19 protein-coding genes and 2 pseudogenes are annotated in these 23,006 nt (G+C 56.9%); 13 read left to right on the top strand and 8 right to left on the bottom strand.

Annotation, left to right across the window (positions count from 1 at the left end):
* Nucleotides 1-45: 45 nt before the first annotated feature.
* Nucleotides 46-960 (top strand): annotated as a pseudogene (locus C7U61_RS12180) (phage portal protein); the annotation flags it as partial.
* Between the two features lie 59 nt (nt 961-1,019).
* A pseudogene (locus tag C7U61_RS19650) lies at nt 1,020-1,370 on the top strand (sugar phosphate isomerase/epimerase); the annotation flags it as partial.
* 89 nt (nt 1,371-1,459) lie between these two features.
* On the opposite strand, the gene C7U61_RS12170 reads toward C7U61_RS19650, so the two are convergent.
* The 3 genes from C7U61_RS12170 to C7U61_RS12160 all read right to left on the bottom strand — a co-directional run bounded on the left by C7U61_RS12170 (nt 1,460) and on the right by C7U61_RS12160 (nt 3,369).
* Nucleotides 1,460-1,666, bottom strand: a complete 207-nt coding sequence (locus tag C7U61_RS12170) for a hypothetical protein (RefSeq protein ID WP_106998333.1) — start codon at nt 1,664-1,666, stop codon at nt 1,460-1,462.
* Between the two features lie 307 nt (nt 1,667-1,973).
* Nucleotides 1,974-2,270, bottom strand: a complete 297-nt coding sequence (locus C7U61_RS12165; protein WP_106998332.1) for a hypothetical protein — start codon at nt 2,268-2,270, stop codon at nt 1,974-1,976.
* A 130-nt stretch (nt 2,271-2,400) separates the two neighbouring features.
* Nucleotides 2,401-3,369 carry a polysaccharide lyase gene (locus C7U61_RS12160; RefSeq protein WP_106998331.1) on the bottom strand — a complete coding sequence of 323 codons (969 nt, stop codon included), beginning with the start codon at nt 3,367-3,369 and terminating at the stop codon, nt 2,401-2,403.
* 328 nt (nt 3,370-3,697) lie between these two features.
* On the opposite strand from C7U61_RS12160, the gene C7U61_RS12155 reads away from it, so the two are divergent.
* Complete coding sequence (locus tag C7U61_RS12155) at nt 3,698-4,921, top strand: polysaccharide biosynthesis protein GumK (RefSeq protein ID WP_181315839.1); 1,224 nt, start codon at nt 3,698-3,700, stop codon at nt 4,919-4,921.
* On the opposite strand, the gene C7U61_RS12150 is transcribed toward C7U61_RS12155, so the two are convergent.
* The gene (locus tag C7U61_RS12150; protein ID WP_106998330.1) at nt 4,862-6,370 is read right to left on the bottom strand and encodes an oligosaccharide flippase family protein; all 1,509 of its coding nucleotides are present in this window, start codon (nt 6,368-6,370) and stop codon (nt 4,862-4,864) included. The two genes, C7U61_RS12155 and C7U61_RS12150, sit on opposite strands and share 60 nt — an antisense overlap.
* Nucleotides 6,371-6,441: 71 nt before the next feature.
* Here C7U61_RS12150 and C7U61_RS12145 point away from each other — a divergent pair, with 71 nt between their 5' ends.
* Both C7U61_RS12145 and C7U61_RS12140 read left to right on the top strand, forming a co-directional pair.
* Nucleotides 6,442-7,401 carry an ATP-grasp fold amidoligase family protein gene (locus C7U61_RS12145; protein WP_245410787.1) on the top strand — a complete coding sequence of 320 codons (960 nt, stop codon included), beginning with the start codon at nt 6,442-6,444 and terminating at the stop codon, nt 7,399-7,401.
* 59 nt (nt 7,402-7,460) lie between these two features.
* Nucleotides 7,461-7,949: a heme-degrading domain-containing protein gene (locus C7U61_RS12140; protein WP_106998328.1), complete on the top strand. Its 489-nt coding sequence runs from the start codon at nt 7,461-7,463 to the stop codon at nt 7,947-7,949.
* 42 nt (nt 7,950-7,991) lie between these two features.
* Here the strand turns inward: C7U61_RS12140 and C7U61_RS12135 are convergent, their stop codons facing one another.
* Nucleotides 7,992-9,248 carry an AGE family epimerase/isomerase gene (locus tag C7U61_RS12135; RefSeq protein ID WP_106998327.1) on the bottom strand — a complete coding sequence of 419 codons (1,257 nt, stop codon included), beginning with the start codon at nt 9,246-9,248 and terminating at the stop codon, nt 7,992-7,994.
* Nucleotides 9,249-9,512: 264 nt separating this feature from the next.
* Here C7U61_RS12135 and metH point away from each other — a divergent pair, with 264 nt between their 5' ends.
* Nucleotides 9,513-13,289 carry a methionine synthase gene (gene metH / locus C7U61_RS12130; protein WP_106998326.1) on the top strand — a complete coding sequence of 1,259 codons (3,777 nt, stop codon included), beginning with the start codon at nt 9,513-9,515 and terminating at the stop codon, nt 13,287-13,289.
* Nucleotides 13,290-13,420: 131 nt separating this feature from the next.
* Here the strand turns inward: metH and C7U61_RS12125 are convergent, their stop codons facing one another.
* Together C7U61_RS12125 and C7U61_RS12120 are read right to left on the bottom strand one after the other, a co-directional pair.
* On the bottom strand, nt 13,421-14,185 hold the full coding sequence (locus C7U61_RS12125) for a GntR family transcriptional regulator (protein ID WP_106998325.1): 765 nt from the start codon (nt 14,183-14,185) through the stop codon (nt 13,421-13,423).
* Entirely contained in the window at nt 14,182-15,066 is an 885-nt protein-coding gene (locus C7U61_RS12120) for a BadF/BadG/BcrA/BcrD ATPase family protein (protein WP_106999071.1), read from the bottom strand. Before C7U61_RS12120 ends, C7U61_RS12125 begins: the two co-directional genes overlap by 4 nt.
* A gap of 545 nt (nt 15,067-15,611) precedes the next feature.
* Between C7U61_RS12120 and C7U61_RS12115 the strand changes: the two genes are divergently transcribed.
* The 7 genes from C7U61_RS12115 to phnF all read left to right on the top strand — a co-directional run bounded on the left by C7U61_RS12115 (nt 15,612) and on the right by phnF (nt 22,522).
* Nucleotides 15,612-16,871, top strand: a complete 1,260-nt coding sequence (locus C7U61_RS12115; protein WP_106998324.1) for an ABC transporter substrate-binding protein — start codon at nt 15,612-15,614, stop codon at nt 16,869-16,871.
* 197 nt (nt 16,872-17,068) lie between these two features.
* A complete protein-coding gene (locus C7U61_RS12110; RefSeq protein WP_106998323.1) occupies nt 17,069-18,022 on the top strand; it encodes a sugar ABC transporter permease in 954 nt (317 codons plus the stop codon).
* 14 nt (nt 18,023-18,036) lie between these two features.
* Nucleotides 18,037-18,876, top strand: coding sequence for a carbohydrate ABC transporter permease (locus tag C7U61_RS12105; protein ID WP_106998322.1), 840 nt, complete (start codon nt 18,037-18,039; stop codon nt 18,874-18,876).
* On the top strand, nt 18,873-19,937 hold the full coding sequence (locus tag C7U61_RS12100) for a Gfo/Idh/MocA family oxidoreductase (protein ID WP_106998321.1): 1,065 nt from the start codon (nt 18,873-18,875) through the stop codon (nt 19,935-19,937). The genes C7U61_RS12105 and C7U61_RS12100 overlap by 4 nt, the downstream gene beginning before the upstream one ends.
* A 12-nt stretch (nt 19,938-19,949) precedes the next feature.
* A complete protein-coding gene (locus tag C7U61_RS12095) occupies nt 19,950-20,954 on the top strand; it encodes an ABC transporter ATP-binding protein (RefSeq protein ID WP_106998320.1) in 1,005 nt (334 codons plus the stop codon).
* A gap of 151 nt (nt 20,955-21,105) precedes the next feature.
* Nucleotides 21,106-21,792, top strand: coding sequence for a methyltransferase domain-containing protein (locus tag C7U61_RS12090; RefSeq protein ID WP_106998319.1), 687 nt, complete (start codon nt 21,106-21,108; stop codon nt 21,790-21,792).
* Nucleotide 21,793: 1 nt separating this feature from the next.
* The gene (gene phnF / locus C7U61_RS12085) at nt 21,794-22,522 is read left to right on the top strand and encodes a phosphonate metabolism transcriptional regulator PhnF (protein ID WP_106998318.1); all 729 of its coding nucleotides are present in this window, start codon (nt 21,794-21,796) and stop codon (nt 22,520-22,522) included.
* A 40-nt stretch (nt 22,523-22,562) separates the two neighbouring features.
* Here the strand turns inward: phnF and C7U61_RS12080 are convergent, their stop codons facing one another.
* Nucleotides 22,563-22,928, bottom strand: coding sequence for a VOC family protein (locus C7U61_RS12080; protein ID WP_106998317.1), 366 nt, complete (start codon nt 22,926-22,928; stop codon nt 22,563-22,565).
* Nucleotides 22,929-23,006: the final 78 nt, after the last annotated feature.

Genomic DNA, 23,006 nt, shown 5'->3' with positions numbered 1-23,006 from the left:
CGCCTTGTGCGAGCCTCTTCATCACACGACATCAAAGGACAGTCCATGGGGCAGGTATTCTCGATGGTTCGCGACGGATTGGTGAGCCTTGCATCCCGCATGGGCACCGAACGCGACAAGGCGGCATCGGTTTTCTACACGCAGCCGATCCTGACGGACGAGCAGATCATCGCCGCCTATCGCGGCTCCTGGCTGCCGCGCAAGATCGTCGACATCCCGGCTCTGGATAGCTGCCGGAAATGGCGGAACTGGCAGGCCGCGAGCGATCAGATCGGATTGATCGAAGCGGACGAGCGCCGGCTCAATCTGCGCGGCAAAGTGCTGGAAGCAGCGACGAAAGCACGGCTTTTCGGTGGCGCTGGCCTGTTCATTGGCACGGAAGATGCCGATCCAGCATTGCCGCTCGAGGTCGAAGGTGTTGGCAAGGGCGGTCTACAGCATCTGACGGTGTTGACGCGCCGGCAGCTGGCCTCTGGCGACATCGAGGGGAACCCCGGTTCGGAATGGTATGGCAAGCCCAAATTCTACACGCTGACCGGTGCCAGTGGCATGCAGGTGACTATCCATCCGTCTCGGCTCGTCGTCTTCAAAGGTGCGATGACGCCGAATGAAGAGTTTGGCGGAATGGGTAGCCAGGCCTGGGGCGAAAGCGTGCTCACCGCGACTTTCGACGCGATCAAGAATGCCGACAGCACGGCGGCCAATATTGCCAGCCTAGTTTTTGAAGCCAAGATCGACATCATCAAGGTCCCGCAATTCTCCGCCAATATCGGCAACCAAGCCTATGAAGATGCCGTGCTGCGCCGCTATGCGCTCGCCAACACCATCAAAGGCGTCAATGGGACGCTGATCCTTGATGCCGAGGAGGAATATGACAGTAAGAGCGCGCCGCTCGCCGGCCTCACCGATATTCTGATGGCTTTCCTGCAGATCGTTGCCGGCGCGGCCGACATTCCGGTCACGCGATTGCTCGGTCAGTCTCCCGCCGGAATGAACGCGACCGGCACGGCCGATATGAAGAAAATTGGTTCGATCTCCTGCCCGGGCCGAGGGAGGTCAATCGGATTCTCGACGCTCTGCACGGTAAAGTCGGCCTCAATGGAGATTTCGGCAATTGGGAGCGAGCCGGCAAATATGAGGATCTCGCAAAGATCATGGGCCGCGCCGAACTCTGTCATGCAAAGGGGCGGTATTCGGCAGCAGGCCTTGATGCAGAGGATTATGTTCGCTGCATTAAGCTTTCCAATTGGGCTGGCTATCAAGGTCCTTTCACGCTGATCTACGACTCCGCTTATCATCAGGATGAATGGATGGGAATCCTCGAAGAGCGAGACTGCATCGCCGGTGTCTTCGAAGAGACATCGGCATAATTGCGGTGATTATCGCAGTATTGTAGAGGCGCTACCTAGAGAAATTGCGCTCTGATTTTAGATGCAAAACTTGAGGTCTGGGCAAGACATCAGTGCAAATCGTAATTGTGTAATGCGTCAAGCAACCGATCTTGCGTTTGATAGCCGGCGTTATAGAGGTCAATGGCTACATTGGCCGCAGACAGAGCTTCCTGACTTTGTAATTTGATACTGCGTTCGGCACACCATGCAAAAAGTGCGCCTGCGAGGACGTCGATGTCATCGGGGTAAAGCGGCGTGGTGACCATAATAGACATTCGCTACACCATTCATGTTGGAGCTTGATATTGGTGGGATGAAGCGAACACTGCTTGGAGTTTTGGAAATTTGCAACCGACTTCCCTGGGTGACGTTAATGGCTGCCTGATATGGGACAGACTCTGTGTCGTAACGTGACGTGGGTTCATTCTTGAACACATTATTGTTTATTTTGATGCCCAGTGGGCGGTGCCGGAGAAGGGATCAGCCTGTCACCCCTATCGTGGGGCGCAACAAACAACAGGACGCCAAGCGCAACTGCCAGCGCCACTAGGAGGGATAACGCCAGCCTCGGCCGGGAAGGCATCATTGACGGATGGGATGCGACGCCTTAACGGCGGCCTCGATCAACTCCTCGGCGTATAAAAGTGCCGATGCCGTATCTTCTCCGTCCAGTTTCAAGTCCTTACACTTACGATGCATGGCTCTGCGAATTTGGGCCAGCAAAGCTGCATCAATATCGACTTCGCCTTCGTCGAACACATGCGCAAGGGCAGACTGAGCGACAACCTCCAGGACCGCAACTCGACCTTCGATTTCGCCCAGAGAGGGTATGGCATTCCTCTTCACATGTTGTTTGCAATCACGGTGGGTAGTAAGCATCTCGGTCACCTCCTTCACGAAGGAGGATAACTATGGAGAAAGGAAAAAGTTCGGCCGCTTCTTAAAAAAGTGTGCTCTCGCAGCGCGCCTGACCATATTGATCTGCCGCTATACGTTGTCGGCAGCCTTGTCATTTCATGGGGCAAAGGTTGGCATCCGAGAGTACATCGGCGCAGTGGGGGGACCGACGAAAATCATCGTAGTAAAGTGTCCATATAGTGGTATCCGCGGCGCGATACGGGCCGAATTTGAAATATTGGTTTTTTCCCAATCCATGATCCGCATGTCCTATATGGCCGGTAACAGTAACGATCCATTTATTATTGGCAAATATCTCAATGTGACCTGAGCCATCCGGGCCTGGTTTGCTATAAATGGCAAAATCGATCCAGCCTGATGCCGGTGTCGGCAATTTGTTGCCGCGATTTATGACTTTGATCGCGTCTGTACAACCTGTAAATTCTTGCCCGTCGGATTCATCCCAATTGTCGTCCGTGGCGACCAAGGCGCGCATCTGATTGGTATCGGGACGAAACCAGACCGGCGCTTCGTCATCATTGCAGCCCTTGCCTTTATTTTCGGACTTCTGGCTCTTGATGGGCGCAACGTAGTTAGTTTCAACAGTCGCGAAGAGCTTCCCGTTATTGAGCCGCAATGCGAGAAAGGGACTGAAGTCCCCTTCGGCTTTCGGCCCAATTTCCCGCTTCCACTGTGCGATGAGGTAGCGATGGTCGCCAGAGGGTATGGGATCGGCGAACTTTACGGCAAAACCGTACCAAACTCCCTGGTTGTAGGGCACGCGATATTTGGTGCGCTCCCAGATCTCCGCCCTTTCACTGCAGTTTGCCTTATCCGGCGGGCAGAAGGGCCGGACGCTCAGCTTCAGTGCACCCGCGCCGGTACGTTTTACGTCTGATTGAAATTCGATCGTTCCCGCCTTTTGTTCGGCATTATCGCGATAGTAAAGGTGCCCAGATCGAGCGAAATCCTTGCCATCGAAGCCGTCGCGCAGCACTAATTGCGCCGGGCTGTCGGCCAGAGCCGATGTTGTGGCACAGGTGCAGGCCAGTATGGCGGGCAGTGCATATTTTGCATTCATGCAGGAGTATTCCTCTGGCGGGACATTCGTCGAACTTTATCAATGACCTGTTCGCTTCCTGCAAGCAAGCGAGAGCGACATGCCTTTAAGGCCGGATTGATGACTTTAGGATTCACTTCCAATGCATGAAGCAGAACTACAGCCTAGGAACGTGACGTCTGATGATGCAACTTTAACCCCATGTTAGACGCTTGCGGTTCATATCGCCCGGAATGGGCTTGGTTGCGGCATCAATGCCCCGGACATGACTGTTCGTCGCCGCGACCTCATCGACGTTGAATGTCGGTCATGACATAAACCGGCTGAGAGTCGCTGTTGGGGACCGCTTTTGGCAAATGGTGAACTAGAACTGGCCGGTCGGGAGGCTCAGCTACGACGAAAAATCGTGATCCTGACGTCGCACGTGTTTCTGCGCGGCTATCGGAAAGCGTCGATCCACTTCATAGCATCCCGCTGGGCCGAGCAGGGGCATGAAGTCCATTTTCTTACCATAGGTCACAGCTGGCTCACTTTGCTCAAGGATCGCCGGCGCTTTCTCGCCTTGTCTCAAGATCAGGGGAACCGGTTTCAGGCTATCGCTGCTAATTTGAGAGCCGGCGCCTATCTTCCTCCGGTTTATGCCTTCAGTTCCAACAACCGCTTTCTTAATGCCGCTAATTCTGCATTCTTTCGATTCTACGGCAGTTATTTTCCGCCCTTTATGAGCCGCGCTATAGCCGAGGCGGATCTGGTGCTGGTTGAGAGCGGTTCCGCGCTCGCTTTCTTTGCTAAGGTCAAAAAGTTGAATCCGATGGCACGGACTCTATATTTTTGCCGCGACCTGCTGAGGACAATCGGAGCGGCACCTGCGCTACAGGATATACAAGCTCGGCAGATTTCCTGCTTCGATGCGGTTTGTGTTCCTTCAGAGCGGCTTGGAGCCATGCTTCCCTCAGGCGGACGCATAAGGGTTATCCCGCAGGGCGTCGATGCGGCCCTGTTTGATGATGAGCAGCCATCTCCTTATGCGCCTGGTACTCGCAACGCGATTTCCGTCGGCAATATGCTTTTTGATCAAACTGCCGTAGCCGCGATGGCTGTTGCCGCGCCGGATGTAAATTTCCATGTCTTTGGCGTCACCTGGAACGGCTGGGTTCGACCGAATATCACGATCTATGGCGAAAGGGATTTTGAGAGCATCATCCCTTATCTGCAACATGCTGATTTTGGTATTGCTCCCTATCGTTTGGCCGCAGATGAGGTCTATCTTGCGGAATCGAGTTTGAAACTCGCGCAATATAGCTATTGTGGCCTGCCGATCCTGTTACCCGATCTTGTTCCGTTTACCCGGGCCAACGGCATTGGCTATCGGCTGGATGGCGAGATTGCCTGGCGAGAGAAGATCGATGCAGCGCTGGCGATGCAGCGTTCGGCCGCTTTCCGCGATGGAATAATGACCTGGGAGGAAGTCGCGCGGCAAACTATGGCTGCTGCGTATGAAACCCATGATCGCTCAGCCGGTCGCAAGGAAGCTCAACAGTTTGCCGGTCAAGGGATGAAATACGCTCGGTAACTTTCCACCGGCCGTCGCCATCAGAATTTGTAGGTCCTCCGGCGTAATCAAGCGCAAGAAGCGGATAGCGAGCAGATAGGTGACCGCTCCGGCGGGAATGGCGCTTAAAAGCGCCAGCAGCCCGTCGAGGCTGGAAATGCAGAGGTTTGCGGCGCCAGCGCAGAGAACTGCCGCAAGGATCGTCTTTGCCAAGGCGGTTATGGGGATGGTAACTCGGACATATTTCCATGCCATCCAGCTGAGCAACGCAAACGTCAAGGTCACGATCATCCCCCGCCCCAAGGCAGCCCCTTCCAGGCCGAGGGATGGCACGAGAATGGCTAGCAAGAGTATTGTTGCTGCAGCGCTTGCAAGCTGAATGCGCAGCAAAATGGCACTGCGTCCGGAAGCGCTGATCATGCCCCAGGGGATTACGGACAAACCGGCGAGCCAGATGAAGGCCAGCAGCGTGGCTGCAGCCGGAATCGCGGGCTTGAAGGCATCGCCGAAGGTCAGAGGCAACAGTTCAGGCATAATGATCGCGCCACCCATGCTGATCGGTAGCAAGATCATCGCGACTATTCGGATGACGCGCTCATAGGCTGCATTAAGTGATTGCTGGTCGCTTCTGGCATGGGCTTCGGTAAAGTTGACGATCAATGCCGGCGATATTTGGAGCATGATCTGTTCGATGAGGCTGGCCAAGCCGAGTGCGGCCGCGAAGTAGCCGATACTTGTTGGCGAGAGAAAAGCGCCCAGAAAAAGGAACTCAATGCGGGAAAGAACAAGGATTTCGATGAGATCGCTGAACCAGATGTACCGGCCGTAGCGGAGCATTTCCGGCGTTAGTGCTTCTTGCGCGTATTTTGCGGTCGGATCGATGTAGTCGCGCAATTTCAACGCTTGCGGCAGGTAGCGCGCGACATAGCCGATCAAAGCGCCCGTCGGGCCAAGCAACCAAGCTCCGAGGAAGACGAGCGGTATCTGCATGGCACCGCCCAATAAAGTGGTGCGGGCGGTTTGACCGAACCGATTTCGTCCTCGTGCCACGGCTGTGGAAAATGCGTAAAAGGCATAACTAAGAAAGAGGAGCCCCGTGACCAGCCAGAACCATGCATGCGGTGCATCGCGATAAGCGTGGGTGATCGCAGCAAAGAGAAGAATGCCGACGCCGACCATGCTCACCGATATAAGAAACCGGCGGAGCGCCGTGCGGACCAGCGCCTTCCATGCATTCTCATCGCCTCTGTTGTGCCCCGTATTGCGCAATAGCGTTTGAGGCAGGCCCATGTCAGCCAATGCGGCAGCTGACGTGGCAACCCATAAGGCGTAGGCGACTTTGCCGGACCCTGCAGGACCAAGGAGCCGCGCCGCGACGATGCTGCTCGCAAAACCGGCTGTCAACGAGATGAACGTCGCTGCCAGGCTGATCAGCGAGCTTCTGAGGAGGTTGGATGCGGACGGGCTCATGGCCGTCTATATTGAACGTCGACGCATAACCTTGTGTTAAAGAGCGGCTGATAGTTTTCACTTGCTTCTAGTTGAAATTCGAGACCGTCGCTATGACAGATCGCGCTGCCGGCCGAGATGGATTTCTCATTCCGGGATATCTGCAGAAGGGATTGCGCGAGCGGGGGCACAACCTTCTCTGGCGGCTAATGTCGCCTTTATCTGATAAGCCATATTGCGCACTTAAATATCGCGCCATTCGCGGCAAGTTTCCGAATTTGTCGTCCCCCCAAACCTTCACCGAGAAGGTGCAGGCACGTAAATTATATGATCGCAATCCTCTTTTTCCGCGTCTCATAGACAAGGCTGATGCCAAAGTACTAATTGCCGAAAGGGTTGGCAGCCAATATGTGATTCCCTCGCTTTGGGTCGGGCGCGATCTGGCCTCCGTGGATTGGTCAGAGATTTCGTTGCCGGCCGTCGTCAAGCCGACCCATGCGAGCGGCGTAGGGCGATTTCTCTACCGCGAAGCTGACGTCGATCGGCTCCTTAAGAACGACCCGTCCGGCGAATGGCTGGCGATCGATCATGCTCGTTACAATAGGGAGTGGGCGTACAGCCAATTGAAGCCTCGCATTCTCATTGAAAGCATGCTGCTCGTCGACGGGCTTATTCCCTGGGATTACCGCCTCTTTACATTTGGTGGAAAGGTCTCGCATATCGAGATCGATATACGCGAGAACGGTCGAGGCTATTCATGCAACTATACGCCCGATTGGCGGAAGCTGCCCTTCTACGACCGGGATTATCTCGGCCTATATCCAGGCGAGGTGGCCCGTCCGCCGCGGCTTGACGAGATGATCCAGGTCGCTGAAGCGGTTGCTCACGATATCGATTTCGTTCGCGTCGATCTCTATGCGTCGGCGGAATGGGTTCGCGTCGGAGAGCTGACCTTCTATCCAGGCGGAGGTTTTGAGGCGTTCGAGCCGGAAGAGTATGACTTCTCGATCGGTCAGAAGTGGCAGCTTGGTTTCGAAATACCGAAGAGATAGATGGACAAATCGTTCTGCCCGCGTTTGATAGGCCAATCCAATTCTCAGAGAAGGTTTCCATGACGATCGACCAGGATCTCGCTCGTATCGAGTTGCAAGAGGAAATGTTGCGTTTCGATGCTTTTGACCTTTCAACCGCTTGGGTGCTTGGCAAGCTGCTGCGCGATCTCGCCAGCGAACGCAATATGGGCGTCGCCATCGACATCACGTTGCATTCCATGCCGGTTTTCTACATTGCCTTGCCCGGCTCGACACCCGATAATTCCAACTGGATTCGCCGGAAGCGCAATATGGTGCTGCGTTATTTCCGCAGCAGTTATGCCAGCACGCTGCGGCTGCAGCAGCAGGGCAAGACGATCGAGGACAACGGGCTTTCAAGCACCGAATACGCCGCGTCCGGCGGCAGCTTTCCGATCTTCGTCAATGGCACGGGCTGCATCGGCGCTGTCACGGTTTCGGGGCTGCCGCAGCGTGAAGATCATAATCTCGTTGTCGAAGCCCTGGCTCTCACTCTCGGCCATGAGCTTCACAATCTCAGTCTCGCATAGAGCGGCGAGGCGGCGCACTTCGATTGGGCGCCGCCGCCGATTTCAGATCTTGCCGCCGGCCTCGGCGATGACTTTGGTCAGGCTTCCCGTTGCCGGGAAGAGGGGGATAAGGCAGGCCTGCAGGGCATGATAGATATCGCCCTTGCCAGGAAACAGCGTGTGCGCGGGAGCGAGATCTTCCGTCAGTTCCTCATGCCAGCCCCCATTTGCGCGATCGATAAAGGCCTGGCCGATCACGCTCCAGATCTTGCGATAGCTTTCTTCGTGGAAATCGCTCGGGGCGTGTTCGTTCAGGTAATGAGCGGCACCGGCGCCTTCGCAGGCAGGCCACCAGAGCTTGTTGCGCTTTGCAGGCACATCTTCCCAGTCAAGTGTATAGAAGAATCCATTCTTCTCGCTGTCCCAGCCGAGTGACATGGATTGAGAGAAGAGGCCCTTGGCTGCATCCGGCATCCAGTCATGCCGCTTTTCCCCAAGCGCCCAAAGCTGCAGGATCAGGCGCGCCCATTCCAGCCAATGTCCGGGTGTCGTGCCCGACGGGCGGAACATCTCATTGCCGCGGTAGTCTTTGTCGACCACCCAATCGGCGTTGAAGTGTTCGGCAACGCGCCAGCCGACGGACCCTGCCGAGCGACGAATGACAAGATCGGCGATGCTCTCCGCCTTTTCGAGATATGCCTTGTCGCCGGTCGCTTCGAACGCAGCCATCAGCGCTTCCGTCAGGTGCATGTTTGAGTTCTGGCCGCGATAGGTGCCGCCGTCGATCAAGGACCAATCCCGATTGAATTCCTCGGCAATCGCGCCGTGTTTTTCTTCCCAGAACTTCGTATTCAGAATTTCCGTGACATCCGCGAGCATGCCATCGGCAAGCGGGTGTCCGATCGTCTTTGCGGACGAGGCGGCGAGCAGCACAAAAGCGTGACCATAGCCCTGCTTGCTGGAATCGACGGGGCCGTCATTGTTCAGCGACCAAAAATAGCCGCCACGCTCGGTGTCGCGATGATGGTTCCACAGATAGCTCATGCCGTGATCGACAATTTCGTTTGCGCCGGGACGGCCGAGTAGCGATCCGATCGAGAAGCAGTGCACCATGCGGGCGGTCGAATGAATGCCGCGTACAGGATTTGCCGGATCCAGCGGCTTACCGGCATCGTCCATATCGTAAAAGCCGCCATTAGGATTGACGGCGCGGTACTGGAAGAAATCGAAAAGCGCATCCGCTTGATCAAGCAGCCAACCCCGATGATAGGCGCGCGTGCTCCAGTTTCCGAGCGCTGCGGGTTCAGCCTGTATGTTCATTATCGTCCTCCATGGATTCTTTCCTGAAGCCGTATAGCGCCGCCCGAAAGCGCTGTCATGGCATTACGGACGAAACTGCGTCGTCGGCACTGCGTTGTCCATGGCCGGATCGGTAATTACTCCAGATGCAGCTATTTTCCTGAAATAGCCGGAACGGGGAAGCATCGTGCTTGCCGCCGCCGATAAAAGTATAGATATGTTGACATAAAGATATCTTTATGTGATCTGTTGGCGAAGTCGCAATCAGGCCAGAGGAATTCGCTTATGTTTGACAATCTTTTTGGTTCGGAAACGGCGAAACGTGATGGCAGCGAGGTGTTCAAGGCTTTGAAAAAGGCTGCGAGCGAGCGGATTCTCGTCCTTGATGGTGCTATGGGCACGCAAATCCAGGGCCTTGGCTTTGATGAAGACCAGTTTCGCGGTCATCGCTTCATTGGCTGTGCCTGCCACCAGAAGGGCAATAATGACCTTCTCATTTTAACGCAGCCCGATGCGATAGAAGAGATTCATTATCGCTACGCCAAGGCGGGCGCCGACATTCTGGAAACCAACACTTTCTCGTCCACCAGCATTGCGCAGGCGGATTATCAGATGGAAGGGGCGGTTTACGATCTCAACAAGGAAGGGGCGGAAATCGTGCGCCGAGCCGCGATCCGCGCCGAGCGCGAGGATGGCAAGCGCCGTTTCGTGGCAGGCGCCATCGGCCCGACCAATCGAACAGCCTCCATTTCTCCCGATGTCAACAATCCTGGCTATCGCGCGGTCACCTTTGATAATCTGCGGCTGGCCTATGGCGAGCAGATCGACGGTCTGATCGACGGCGGAGCCGATATCATCTTGATCGAGACCATCTTCGACACGCTGAACGCCAAGGCTGCGATCTTCGCCTGCGCGGAGCGCTTCGAAGCCAAGGGTGTTCATCTGCCCATCATGATATCGGGCACGATCACCGATCTTTCGGGGCGCACGCTGTCCGGTCAGACACCATCGGCGTTCTGGAATTCCGTGCGCCATGCCAACCCTTTCACGATTGGCCTCAACTGTGCTCTCGGCGCTAACGCCATGCGTCCACATCTGCAGGAACTCTCGGCGGCTGCGGATACTTTCATCTGCGCTTATCCCAATGCAGGTCTGCCGAACGAATTCGGGCAGTATGACGAGACGCCGGAAATAATGGCGGCCCAGATCGAAGAATTTGCGCGGGAAGGGCTGGTCAATATCGTTGGCGGCTGCTGCGGTTCAACGCCGGAGCATATCGCCGCAATCGCTCAGGCGGTTTCGAAATATCCGCCGAGGCAGCCTGCCGAGCACCGTCCTTTCATGTCGCTCTCGGGGCTGGAACCGTTCGAGCTCACCAAGGATATTCCCTTTGTCAATGTGGGCGAGCGGACCAACGTCACTGGCTCGGCGAAATTCCGCAAACTGATCACCAATGCCGATTATACGGCAGCGCTTGCCGTCGCCCGCGATCAAGTCGAGAACGGCGCGCAGGTCATCGACATCAATATGGACGAGGGCTTGATCGATTCCGAGAAGGCGATGGTGGAGTTCCTGAACCTCATCGCCGCCGAACCGGATATTGCCCGCGTTCCCGTGATGATCGACAGTTCCAAGTTTTCGATCATTGAGGCCGGCCTGAAATGTGTTCAGGGCAAGCCTATCGTCAATTCCATCTCCTTGAAGGAGGGCGAGGAGAACTTCCTCAAGCAGGCTCGCCTGATGCGGATGTATGGCGCGGCCGTCGTCGTGATGGCATTCGATGAACAGGGGCAGGCGGATAGTTATGAGCGCAAAGTGGAAATCTGCTCACGCGCCTACAGGCTGTTGACGGAAGTGGCGGGCTTACCGCCAGAGGATATTATCTTCGATCCGAACATCTTCGCCGTTGCGACCGGCATCGAAGAGCACAACAATTACGGCGTCGATTTCATCGAGGCGACGCGGACGATCCGGAAGACCATGCCGCTGGTCCATATTTCCGGTGGTGTCTCGAATCTCTCCTTCTCGTTCCGCGGCAATGAACCCGTTCGCGAGGCCATGCATGCCGTATTTCTCTACCACGCCATTCAGGCGGGTATGGACATGGGCATCGTCAACGCCGGTCAGCTGGCTGTCTACGATAATATCGATCCGGAATTACGGGAGGCATGCGAGGATGTAGTCCTCAATCGCCGCGCGGACAGTACGGAACGTCTGCTTGAGATTGCCGAACGTTTCCGCGGCGCCGGCGGCAAGGAGGCCAAGACGCAGGATCTTTCCTGGCGTGAGTGGCCGGTCGAAAAGCGGCTCGAACATGCGCTGGTCAACGGCCTTACCGAATATATCGAAGCGGATACCGAAGAAGCGCGCCACGCTGCTGAGAGGCCGCTGCATGTCATAGAAGGCCCCCTGATGGCCGGCATGAATGTCGTTGGCGACCTTTTCGGTTCGGGCAAGATGTTCCTGCCGCAGGTGGTGAAGTCTGCGCGCGTCATGAAGCAGGCCGTTGCCGTGCTGCTGCCGTATATGGAAGCCGAGAAAGCTGCCAACGGTGGTGGCAGCGAACGGCAGTCGGCCGGCAAAGTGCTGATGGCGACCGTCAAGGGTGACGTGCACGACATCGGCAAGAATATCGTTGGCGTCGTGCTCGCCTGCAATAATTACGAAATCATCGATCTAGGCGTGATGGTGCCGGCGACGAAGATCCTGGAGAGGGCCGTCGCCGAAAAGGTCGATATCGTCGGCTTGTCGGGATTGATTACACCGTCATTGGACGAGATGGTGCATGTCGCCTCTGAGATGGAGCGGCAGGGCTTCGATATTCCCTTGCTGATCGGCGGTGCCACCACCAGCCGTGTCCATACGGCGGTGAAGATTCATCCGAGCTATCATCGCGGGCAGACGGTCTATGTCACGGATGCTAGTCGTGCCGTCGGTGTCGTCTCAGCCCTGCTGTCGCCCGAGGCGCGGCAAGGCTATATCGACACTGTCCGTGCCGAATATTCCAAAGTGGCCGCCGCGCATGCACGGAGCGAGGCCGAGAAGGTACGCTTGCCGATCGCCAGGGCGCGCGAGAATGCCGAAAAAGTGGATTGGTCGAATTATAAGCCCGTCAAACCGCAGTTCCTCGGAACCAAGGTATTCGAGACCTACGATCTGGCCGAGCTGGCGAAATATATCGACTGGACACCGTTCTTCCAGACATGGGAATTGAGAGGGCGTTTCCCAGCAATTCTCGAGGACGAGAAACAGGGCGAGGCGGCGCGGCAGCTCTACAGCGATGCGCAGGCGATGCTGGAAAAGATCGTCGCGGAAAACTGGTTCCGTCCGCGCGCGGTCATCGGCTTCTGGCCGGCGGGCGCGGTGGGAGATGATATCAGACTTTTCATGGATGAAAGCCGTAGGGAGGAGCTTGCGACATTCTATACGCTGCGTCAGCAGCTCTCAAAGCGTGATGGCCGGCCCAATGTAGCTCTATCGGACTTTGTTGCACCGGCTTCCAGCGGCATTGGCGATTATGTCGGCGGCTTTGTCGTCACGGCGGGTATTGAAGAGGTGGCTATCGCGGAGCGCTTCGAGCGCGCCAATGACGATTATTCGTCGATCCTCGTCAAGGCACTGGCCGACCGGTTTGCGGAAGCCTTTGCCGAGCGGATGCATGAGCGGGTGCGGCGGGAATTCTGGGGCTACGCCCCAGACGAGAATTTCTCTAGCGAGGAACTTGTTCTCGAAGCCTATGCCGGTATCCGGCCGGCACCCGGCTATCCGGCTCAGCCAGACCATACGGAGAAGGATACACTTTTCCGTCTCTTGGACGCTGAAGCTGCAACGGGCGTAAGGCTCACGGAGAGCTATGCCATGTGGCCAGGTTCGTCCGTCTCGGGCATCTATATAGCTCATCCGTCCTCCTATTATTTCGGAGTCGCAAAGGTCGAGCGCGATCAGGTCGAAGACTATGCAGCTCGCAAGGGAATGCCTTTAGCCGAGGTAGAGCGTTGGCTAGGCCCTGTCCTCAATTATGTGCCGAAGAAGCGCGAGGCCGCGGTCGACGACGCAGCCTGATTCAGTCGTTTCAAGGACTTGCAGTACTTCCCTTAGAATTCGATTCTGCATGCAAAAGGCCGCCCCGGTCATCTTGGCTGGGGCGGCTTTTTTTGATTCCGGCTTTTTTTCGGGGGGTTCGACGATATGAATTAATTCGCACCGATGGTCAGTTCCGCGACGAAATCATAGGCATCGCCGCGATAAAGCGACCGTGTGAATTCGACCGCGCGGCCGGAGCCGAGATAGGAGATGCGCTCGATCGAAAGGCCCGCAGCGCCGACAGGAACACCGAGCAATCCCGCATCAGCTTCTTTCATGTTAGTCGCCGATATGCGCTGAACAGCGCGAACGGGACGCACCTGGCGCTTTTCCAATTCCGCATAGAGCGATGTCGTGACCACGGAAGGGTCCGGCAGGAATTCGCCGGAAACGCTGGCGTGCTCGATCGCGAGCGGCTGGTCGTCGGCAATGCGCAGGCGGCTGAGGCGCGAGACCCGGGTGTCGGCGGCAAGACCGAGAATCATCATCTCGTCCGGGGAGGGCGTATGGATGCCTTTGTGCAGCCATTCCGAACGAGCCGTCATCCCGCGCCTCGCCATGTCCTCGGTAAATGATGTCAGTTGCGACAGCCGCTGCTCTACTTTAGAAACGGGCTTTGCAACGAATGTGCCCGAGCCATGACGACGAACGAGGATACCTTCCGACACGAGATCGTCGATCGCCTTGCGCACCGTGACGCGGCTGACCGCGGCAAATTCGGCGATGTCGCGTTCAGGAGGGAGCGCATCTCCGTGTTTCAGTCTGCCGACCTTCACGGCCTCTTCAAGCGTGCGCCGTAGCTTGACGTAAAGCGGACCCGTACCGCCTCCAGAAAGGCGTTCCGGCGAGAAGATCGCGCTCAAATCTTCGGTCATCCTCTATTATCCTCTCCGCCCCGCAGCAGTTTCGCCGCCAGTTCTACGGCCCCGCGCAGAACATCCCCTTTGGGTTCAGCGAGAATCGCCTTGTGGCGTTCATCAAGCCAGGGACGATAGGCGTGAGCAAGACCGCCAAGAAGGCAGATCGAAGGGCACTCGGGCCAAAGCAGTGCATCCAAGCTCTCAGCTATCGATCTTGCCGCCGCCATGACGATACCCATGGCGACTGCATCCTTCATTCCTGCATATTCAAAGACCACCGGCGCATAGCGGGCGAAATCCTTTGGCTTGGAGGCGTGTGCAAACTCGACAATGCGCTGTGGATCATTGCCGTATTCGGCCATGATCGATGCCGTGAGCTCCGAGCCCGCCGTAACTTTGTCATGCGCGAGAAGAGCTTTTTCAAGCAAATCGCGCCCGAGACGGGCGCCGCTTGCCTGATCGCCAATGACGAAACCCCAGCCGCCGATGCCCCAAATCCTGCCGTCGCGGCGGGCGTTATAGACGGATCCGGTGCCGAAGGCGCCGATAATCCCATCGGCATCGCCAAGCGCACCCTGAAGCGCTGTTGTCGCATCTGTGACGACGCGCGTACTCGCAAAGGGTAGAGCGCCTTCAACCTGCTTGCCGTAGTTGCCGACATTGGCTCCTGCTGTTCCGATGACGGCCGGGAGCGTCTGCAGCAGCTCGGGGGCGAGCCCGGCATCGATCAATGCCTGCTTTGCCGAGGCAACGATATGGATCAGTGAGTTTTCCAGATCTGAGAGGATATTCGCCGCACCGGCCTTGCCCGTACCGAGCACCAGCCCGTTATGATCTATAACAGCCGCGCGACAACTCGTGCCGCCACCATCGATACCAATTGCAAACTGCCCCATCATGCCTCCGGATACCGGCTGTTCCCCATTTTCCATACAATACCAAAAAAATACCATTTACCAATAGGCAACTCACCCATTTTTCTGTTCCAATATCTATTTGAAATTTCTATATAAAAATATGTGTCTCGATCTTTTTGCGCCTGAAAGTTAAATTCGACTGGACAATTGGTATTTTTTTGGCCTTAATTCAGGGCAAGGGAACAGAGCGAATATGCATCGGCAAAGCCGGCAGAAGAACAACAGTCGGAGGGCGAGGCGCCAAGGCCCGCATCTCATCGTTGTCTCAAACCGTCCGGATCAGGAGGATCTCGGTTCGGCGTTCGTCATGAATTTCCCGCATGGTGCTTGCAGCGTTTCCGCCCGAGGCGGCCGGCAGGCGGCAATTGATCGGGCTCATGGGCCAATGCCTTTGAAGCCTTTTGCATGGAGGGGTCGGCAATATTGACGGCTCCTATGGAGCGCTGACCGTTTCCTCGGACAGGCCAGCGGATTTTCAGATCGAGAACAGCGCCTAGTTGTGGCGCGGAAAACAGGAGAGGGAAATGAAAACCAATGTTCTGAAAGGCTTGCTTCTCGCATCGAGCCTGCTGACCTCGGTCAGCCTGGTACATGCGGCCGATGTGACGCTGACGGTTGAAAGCTGGCGTAACGACGACCTGCAGATCTGGCAGGAAAAGATCATCCCCGCTTTCGAAGCGAAGAATCCGGGTATCAAGATCGTCTTCTCGCCAACCGCTCCAACCGAATATAACGCATCGCTGAATGCCAAGCTCGACGCCGGCTCTGCTGGCGACATCATCACCTGCCGTCCGTTCGACGCCTCGCTCGACCTGTTCAACAAGAAGCACCTTGTCGATCTGACGAGCCTGAAGGGCATGGAAAACTTCTCGGCTGTCGCGAAGGCCGCATGGTCGACGGATGACGGTAAGTCCACCTTCTGCGTGCCGATGGCTTCCGTAATCCACGGCTTCATCTACAACAAGGACGCCTTCGACAAGCTCGGGCTGAAAGTCCCGGCGACGCGCGATGAGTTCTTCGCCGTTCTCGACAAGATCAAGGCCGACGGCACCTACATCCCGATGGCCATGGGCACGAAGGATCTCTGGGAAGCGGCAACTATGGGCTACCAGAATATCGGCCCGAACTATTGGAAGGGCGAGGAAGGCCGCAAGGCTCTCATCGCCGGCAAGGAAAAGCTGACGGACGCTCCCTGGGTCGATCCTTACAAGGAACTGGCCAAGTGGAAGCCCTATCTCGGCGACGGTTTCGAGGCTCAGAGCTATTCCGATAGCCAGAACCTCTTCACGCTTGGCAAGGCCGCGATCTATCCGGCCGGCTCCTGGGAAATTGCTCTCTTCAATACGCAGGCGCAGTTCAAGATGGGCGCTTTCCCGCCGCCGGTCGCAAAGGCTGGCGACACCGCCTACATCTCCGATCATCCGGACATCGGTGTCGGCCTGAACGCCAAGAGCAAACATCAGGAAGAAGCCAAGAAGTTCCTGAGCTGGGTTGCGTCCGACGAGTTCGCCAACATCTACGCCAACTCTCTGCCCGGCTTCTTCAGCCTGAACTCGCACCCGGTAAAGATGAGCGATGCGCTTGCGCAGGAATTCGTCTCCTGGCGTGACAATCACAAGTCAACCGTTCGTTCCACCTATCAGATCCTGTCGCGCGGTACGCCGAATCTGGAAAATGAAACCTGGACCGAATCCGCAAACGTAGTCAATGGCACGGACACGCCGGAGCAGGCTGGTGAGAAGCTCCAGAAGGGCCTCGACAGCTGGTACAAGCCCGGCAAGTAACGGCTGAGTCCTATAGGCGAGGGGTCCTCCGGACTCCTCGTCCTTTTCATTATTTTGATCATTGGATTGGCGATCATTCGCCTTTGTATCGACACGCTCATGTTGTTTCCATCCGGTTGCAGAGCCGGGGCAGGGGCGGATTTTGAACCATTGAGCTGCCGCCTTATCAAGCAGCCAAGAAAAACAGGCAGAAAGCCATGAGCGACGCTGCGACATCAGATGCCCTCGAGGTCATGCCGATCAGGCGCTCCAAGCGCTGGCATATCCTTGTTTTCCTTTTCCCGGCCTTCATCGTTTATACGGCGGTCATGATCTTGCCGCTGATCGAGACACTGCGGCTGTCGCTTTACAATGTCGCCGACAATCAATCCGTCTTCGTCGGTTTGAACAATTTTAAGGTCCTGTTCGGTGACGAACGCTGGGCGCATGATTTCTGGAATGCGCTGCGCAACAACCTGATCTTCTTCGCCATTCATATGTGCGTACAGAATCCGATCGGTGTCGCGCTGGCAGCACTCCTGTCCTTGCCCAAGCTGCGCTTCGTCGCCTTCTATCGCACGGCCATCTTCCTGCCGACGCTGCTCTCCTTCGTCGTCGTCGGCTTCATCTGGAAGCTGATCCTCTCGCCGCTTTGGGGCGTCGCGCCCGAGCTGCTGAACGTGATTGGTCTGAAATCCTTCTTTGCTCCTTGGCTTGGCAAGCCGAGCACGGCGCTGATTGCCGTGGCGCTGATCTCGGTCTGGCAATATGTCGGCATTCCGATGATGCTGATCTATGCCGCTCTGCTCAACATTCCGGAGGAGGTCATCGAAGCCGCAGAATGCGATGGCATTACCGGCTGGAGCCAGTTCTGGAAGATCAAGCTGCCGCTGGTGTTGCCGGCGATCGGCATCATCTCCATCCTGACATTCGTCGGCAATTTCAATGCGTTCGACCTGGTTTATACCGTGCAAGGCGCCTTGGCGGGACCGGACGGCTCGACGGATATTCTCGGCACGCTGCTCTACCGCGTCTTCTTCGGCTTCCAGCTGCAGTTGGGCGACCGCTCGATGGGCGCGACGATCGCGACAGTGATGTTCCTGATCATCCTGGCCGGCGTGTCCTTCTATCTTTTCATCGTCCAGCGGCGCATCCGCCGCTATCAGTTCTAAGGAGGACGCGCCCCATGTCCAAGGCACGCACTTCCGTTGTCCGCACCGGCTTCGTCCATCTGGCGCTGATAGCCTATACGCTGGTCGCCATTTTTCCGGTGTTCCTGACTGTCGTCAATTCCTTCAAGGATCGTGCGTCGATCTTCCGCGCACCCTTGAGTGTCCCCACGCCATCCTCTTTCAGCATGATCGGCTATGACACCGTTCTGAAGCAGGGGGATTTCCTGACCTATTTCCAGAACAGCTTCGTCGTGACCATCGTGTCGATCGTCCTGACGTTGCTGTTCGGCGCCATGGCGGCTTTCGCGCTGTCGGAATATCGTTTCCGCGGCAATACGTTCATGGGTCTTTATCTGGCGATCGGCATCATGATCCCGATTCGCCTCGGTACAGTCGCGATCCTGCAGGGCATGGTCGCTGCCGGCCTGGTCAACACGCTCACAGCGCTGATCCTCGTCTATACCGCGCAGGGCTTGCCGCTCGCGATCTTCATCCTGTCCGAGTTCATGCGCACGGTTTCGGATGATCTGAAGAATGCCGGCCGCATCGACGGTCTCAGCGAATATGCCATCTTCTTCCGTCTCGTCCTGCCGCTGGTCCGTCCGGCCATGGCGACGGTTGCCGTCTTTACCATGATCCCGATCTGGAACGATTTGTGGTTTCCGCTGATCCTCGCGCCGAGCGAGGCGACCAAGACGGTGACGCTCGGGTCGCAGATTTTCATCGGCCAGTTCGTGACCAATTGGAATGCGGTGCTGGCGGCGCTGACGCTCGCCATTCTGCCGATCCTCATCCTCTACGTCATCTTTTCGCGTCAACTCATTCGCGGCATTACCTCCGGAGCAGTCAAGTGAGCCCATCCGAAAAGCCGATACGCGTTCTTGTTGCAGGCCTTGGCAACATGGGTCGCAGCCATGCGCTGGCCTACCACAATAATCCCGGCTTCGAGATCGTCGGCCTCGTCAATCGCTCAAGGCCGGAACTCCCCGAGGAGTTGCGGGGATATACGATCCATCCGGATTTCGAGGCCGCATTGAGGGAGCTGAAACCGGATCTCTGCTCGATCAATACCTATTCCGACAGCCACGCCGATTTCGCCGTCCTGGCTTTCGAAGCGGGTTGCCATGTCTTCGTGGAGAAGCCGTTGGCAACGACAGTCGAAGATGCCGAGCGCGTCGTTGCGGCCGCGAAGAAGGCGGGGAAGAAGCTGGCAATCGGCTATATATTGCGCCACCATCCCTCGTGGATGCGGCTGATTGCGGAGGCGCGCAAGCTCGGTGGTCCGTATGTATTCCGTATGAACCTCAATCAGCAATCGAGTGGCCCGACCTGGGAAACACATAAAGCGTTGATGCGCACGACCTCGCCGATCGTCGATTGCGGCGTACATTATGTCGACGTCATGTGCCAGATCACCGATGCCCGGCCCGTCGAGGTGCGCGGCATGGGCCTGCGGCTGTCGCAGGAGGTCAAGCCGGACATGTACAATTACGGCCACCTGCAGGTGATCTTCGAGGACGGTTCGGTCGGCTGGTACGAGGCTGGTTGGGGTCCGATGATTTCGGAAACAGCCTTCTTCGTGAAGGATGTGATGTCGCCGAACGGATCGGTCTCGATCGTCATGGATCAGAATGCCAAATCCGACGATATCGATATGCACACGAAGACATCGGTCATTCGGCTGCATAGCGCCGAGACAGGGCAGAACGGTCAATTCATCCGGCCTGATCAAGACCTGCACATGGATGGCGAGCCAGGCCATCAGGAGCTCTGCGACTTCGAGCAAGCCTTCATGCTGAAGGCCATTCGTGAGGATCTCGACCTCAATCGCCATATGGCCGACGCCGTTCAATCGCTGCGCATATGCCTTGCCGCTGATGAGAGCGTGCGCACCGGCAAGCCTGTTTATCTATAAGGACTAGAGACTGTGGGATCGCTTCAACTGAAATCCATCCGCAAGGCCTATGGATCGCATGATGTGCTGAAGGGCATCGACCTCGAGGTGAAGGATGGTGAGTTCGTCATCTTCGTCGGTCCGTCGGGCTGCGGCAAATCGACCCTTCTGCGCAGTATTGCCGGCCTCGAAGACGTGACCTCCGGTGCCGTGCTGATCAACGGCCAGGATGTGACCGTGACGCCGCCTGCCAAGCGCGGAATCTCGATGGTCTTCCAGTCCTATGCGCTCTATCCGCATCTGACCGTCAAGGACAATATGGGTCTGGGCCTCAAGCAGGCCGGCACGGCGAAGGCCGAAATCGACAGCCGTGTCGAGAAGGCGTCCGGTATGCTCTCGCTTGCGCCTTATCTGGCTCGCCGCCCATCCGAGCTTTCCGGTGGCCAGCGCCAGCGCGTCGCCATCGGCCGCGCCATCGTTCGCGAGCCCGAGCTTTTCCTCTTCGACGAGCCGCTGTCGAACCTCGATGCCGCATTGCGCGTGCAGACGCGTCTGGAAATTGCCCGCCTCCACCGCAGCCTGAAGGCGACGATGATCTACGTCACCCACGACCAGGTCGAGGCGATGACGCTTGCCGATAAGATCGTCGTGCTCAATGCCGGTGCGATCGAGCAGATCGGTTCGCCGATGGAGCTTTATAACCGCCCGGCCAACACCTTCGTTGCAGGCTTCATCGGCTCGCCGCAGATGAATTTCATCCCTGCAGAACGACTCGGCGAAAACGGTGCCAAGACCGTCGGCATCCGCCCCGAACATATCACGTTGTCGCGCGATCAGGGCACTTGGGCAGCAAAGGTCATCCATGTCGAGCATCTCGGTGCCGATACGATCATCTACCTCGAATCCGAGACCACCGGTCTTCTGACCGCGCGTCTTTTCGGGGAACATAAATATGAGCCGGACGAGATGGTCTATGCGACGCCGAATGTGAGCCAGATGCATCGTTTCGATGCGAACGAGAAGGCGATCCGGACGTAACTCATCGAGATCATTTGTAAGAAGGGCTCCGTTGCGGCAGAGCCCTTTTTTATTTGCCTTGTTTTATAAGTCCGGTCGTCCGGACGAATTCATCGGGCTGTCATGAAGCTGCGTTATCTGAGGCATAGTCCACTCCAACAGCGAGCACATTATGGCAAACGCAGTAACGACTTACGCCACGTGGCACAAGGATCCGCACGGTGACATCGCAATGGCCGAATCGCATAGTCCCTATTGGCGGCATTTCATCGAAACGGTGCCGGAGCGGGATTTCTCTTCGAAGACTGTCCTGGACTTCGGCTGCAATCGCGGTGGCTTTCTGCGGCTGCTTTATGCCACGCGGCCGTTCCGACGCGGCGTCGGCATCGATATCGCTTCGGAGTCGGTGGCTGCTGCTGTCGCCGCTGTCGGCAATATGCCGCTGCAATTTCATGTGACGACCGATTTATCACCTTTTGCCGACAGTTTCGACGTGGCCTTCAGCTATGAGGTGATCTATCTGCTGCCGGAACTGAAAGAGCATGCCGAAGGGATGTTCCAGGCCATGCGCAATGGTGGCGTCTACTACGCCGTGACCGGTTGCCATAACGAAATGCCCCTTTGGCCGAAATGGCTCGAGCTTATCGGCAACAACAGCAATGCGCCGATGCAGGATCGGTCCCCGCAGGATTATATCGAGGCGTTCACGGCGGCTGGCTTCGATGTCTCCGTCAAGCGTTTCGGCTATAACGGTTTTGTGCGCGCAACCAAGGATCGCAAATATTATCCAAGCATTCTCGATGCGTTGAGCTATCCAGCCGAATACAAGCTTTTGTTCCGGCTTGAGAAGCGCGTCTGACATGGAGACGATCGACCGCAAGGGCGGCAGCGCCCTCTGGCATCAGATCGGTGAAATCCTGGCGGCCGATATTGCCGCTGGGACTTTCGCGCCTGGAGAGAAATTGCCGACCGAGCCGGAACTGATGCAGCGTTTCGGCGTCAGCCGTTTTACCGTGCGTCAGGCGCTGGGGCATTTGGAGCAGCGTGGGCTGGTCCGCGCCGAGCAGGGGCGAGGGACATTCGTTCATAGGGGCATGCTGGACTATTCCTTGTCCAAGCGAACTCGCTTCTCCAAGAACCTGATCGAACAAGGTTTCGAGCCCGGTGGCGAATTGCTCGTTCATGAGATCGTGCCGGCAGCGGAGCGCGTTGCTGCCTGTTTGAAATTGGCCTTGAATGCACCGGTCATCCATCGTCGCGGCCTCATGACCGCCGATGGTATTCCGGTCGAATTGGGCGATTCCTATTATCCAGCCGCGCGATTTCCTGATTTCGACAAGGCCAGATTACAGCATCCGACAATCTCGGCGGCGCTCGCCAGCTATGGTGTCACCGATTACGAGCGGTTATCGACGGAGATCGAGGCGCGAATGCCGACGGCGGAAGAGGCACGGCTCCTGCGGCAACCGAAATCCGTACCGCTGCTCATCACCCGCAAACTGGACGTGGATGCGGACGGCGTGCCGATTACCTATTCGGAGTCGATGTGGCCGGCGGAGCGGATCACCTTCAACGTGGATCTGCGGTAACAGGTCAAGCGGCCTGGCGTATATCCAGCACTAAAGCGAGTCACCCGTTTCCACCTGAGCGGTGAGAGAGGATATTGACGACCTTGCCGAAAGGATCGCGCACATAGAAGCGGCGCACGCCCCAAGGTTCGTCGGTCAGGTCGTACAATATGCCGAAGCCCATGGATGTCGCGCGGCGATAAAGCGTATCGACGTCGTCAACCTCGATCGAGAGATCGGGAACGATGGTGCCGGAGCCGCCTTCGCTGGCGACGCTGATCTGCGGCACCGTTGCCGCCTCGGAGGCGAAAGTCACAATCCAGCCGTGATCCATGACGACCTCCAGGCCGAGGAGGTCACGATAGAAAAGGCGGGCTGCATCGGGATCGGCGGCAGGCAGATTTGGGATGATGCGTAGGACGGTCACTGACGGTTCTCCGTGGTAAGATGGAGGCGGGCAGATGCCACGCCTCCACGATGCTTAGCTTAGAGCCGTTTCGCTTTT

Origin of the sequence: Rhizobium sp. JAB6 (genome assembly GCF_003024605.1) — a bacterium.
In the GTDB taxonomy this organism is placed as follows: domain Bacteria; phylum Pseudomonadota; class Alphaproteobacteria; order Rhizobiales; family Rhizobiaceae; genus Rhizobium.
This window is presented reverse-complemented; position numbering and strand designations above follow the sequence as displayed.

Bases quoted from the DNA above. Each gene is read 5' to 3' on its own strand.
- C7U61_RS12170 (WP_106998333.1), bottom strand. From the start codon at position 1,666: ATGTCTATTATGGTCACCACGCCGCTTTACCCCGATGACATCGACGTC.
- C7U61_RS12120 (WP_106999071.1), bottom strand. From the start codon at position 15,066: ATGGGGCAGTTTGCAATTGGTATCGATGGTGGCGGCACGAGTTGTCGC.
- metH (WP_106998326.1), top strand. From the start codon at position 9,513: ATGTTTGACAATCTTTTTGGTTCGGAAACGGCGAAACGTGATGGCAGC.
- C7U61_RS12125 (WP_106998325.1), bottom strand. From the start codon at position 14,185: ATGACCGAAGATTTGAGCGCGATCTTCTCGCCGGAACGCCTTTCTGGA.
- C7U61_RS12150 (WP_106998330.1), bottom strand. From the start codon at position 6,370: ATGAGCCCGTCCGCATCCAACCTCCTCAGAAGCTCGCTGATCAGCCTG.
- C7U61_RS12140 (WP_106998328.1), top strand. From the start codon at position 7,461: ATGACGATCGACCAGGATCTCGCTCGTATCGAGTTGCAAGAGGAAATG.
- C7U61_RS12135 (WP_106998327.1), bottom strand. From the start codon at position 9,248: ATGAACATACAGGCTGAACCCGCAGCGCTCGGAAACTGGAGCACGCGC.
- C7U61_RS12165 (WP_106998332.1), bottom strand. From the start codon at position 2,270: ATGCTTACTACCCACCGTGATTGCAAACAACATGTGAAGAGGAATGCC.
- C7U61_RS12110 (WP_106998323.1), top strand. From the start codon at position 17,069: ATGAGCGACGCTGCGACATCAGATGCCCTCGAGGTCATGCCGATCAGG.
- C7U61_RS12105 (WP_106998322.1), top strand. From the start codon at position 18,037: ATGTCCAAGGCACGCACTTCCGTTGTCCGCACCGGCTTCGTCCATCTG.
- C7U61_RS12160 (WP_106998331.1), bottom strand. From the start codon at position 3,369: ATGAATGCAAAATATGCACTGCCCGCCATACTGGCCTGCACCTGTGCC.
- C7U61_RS12090 (WP_106998319.1), top strand. From the start codon at position 21,106: ATGGCAAACGCAGTAACGACTTACGCCACGTGGCACAAGGATCCGCAC.
- phnF (WP_106998318.1), top strand. From the start codon at position 21,794: ATGGAGACGATCGACCGCAAGGGCGGCAGCGCCCTCTGGCATCAGATC.
- C7U61_RS12115 (WP_106998324.1), top strand. From the start codon at position 15,612: ATGAAAACCAATGTTCTGAAAGGCTTGCTTCTCGCATCGAGCCTGCTG.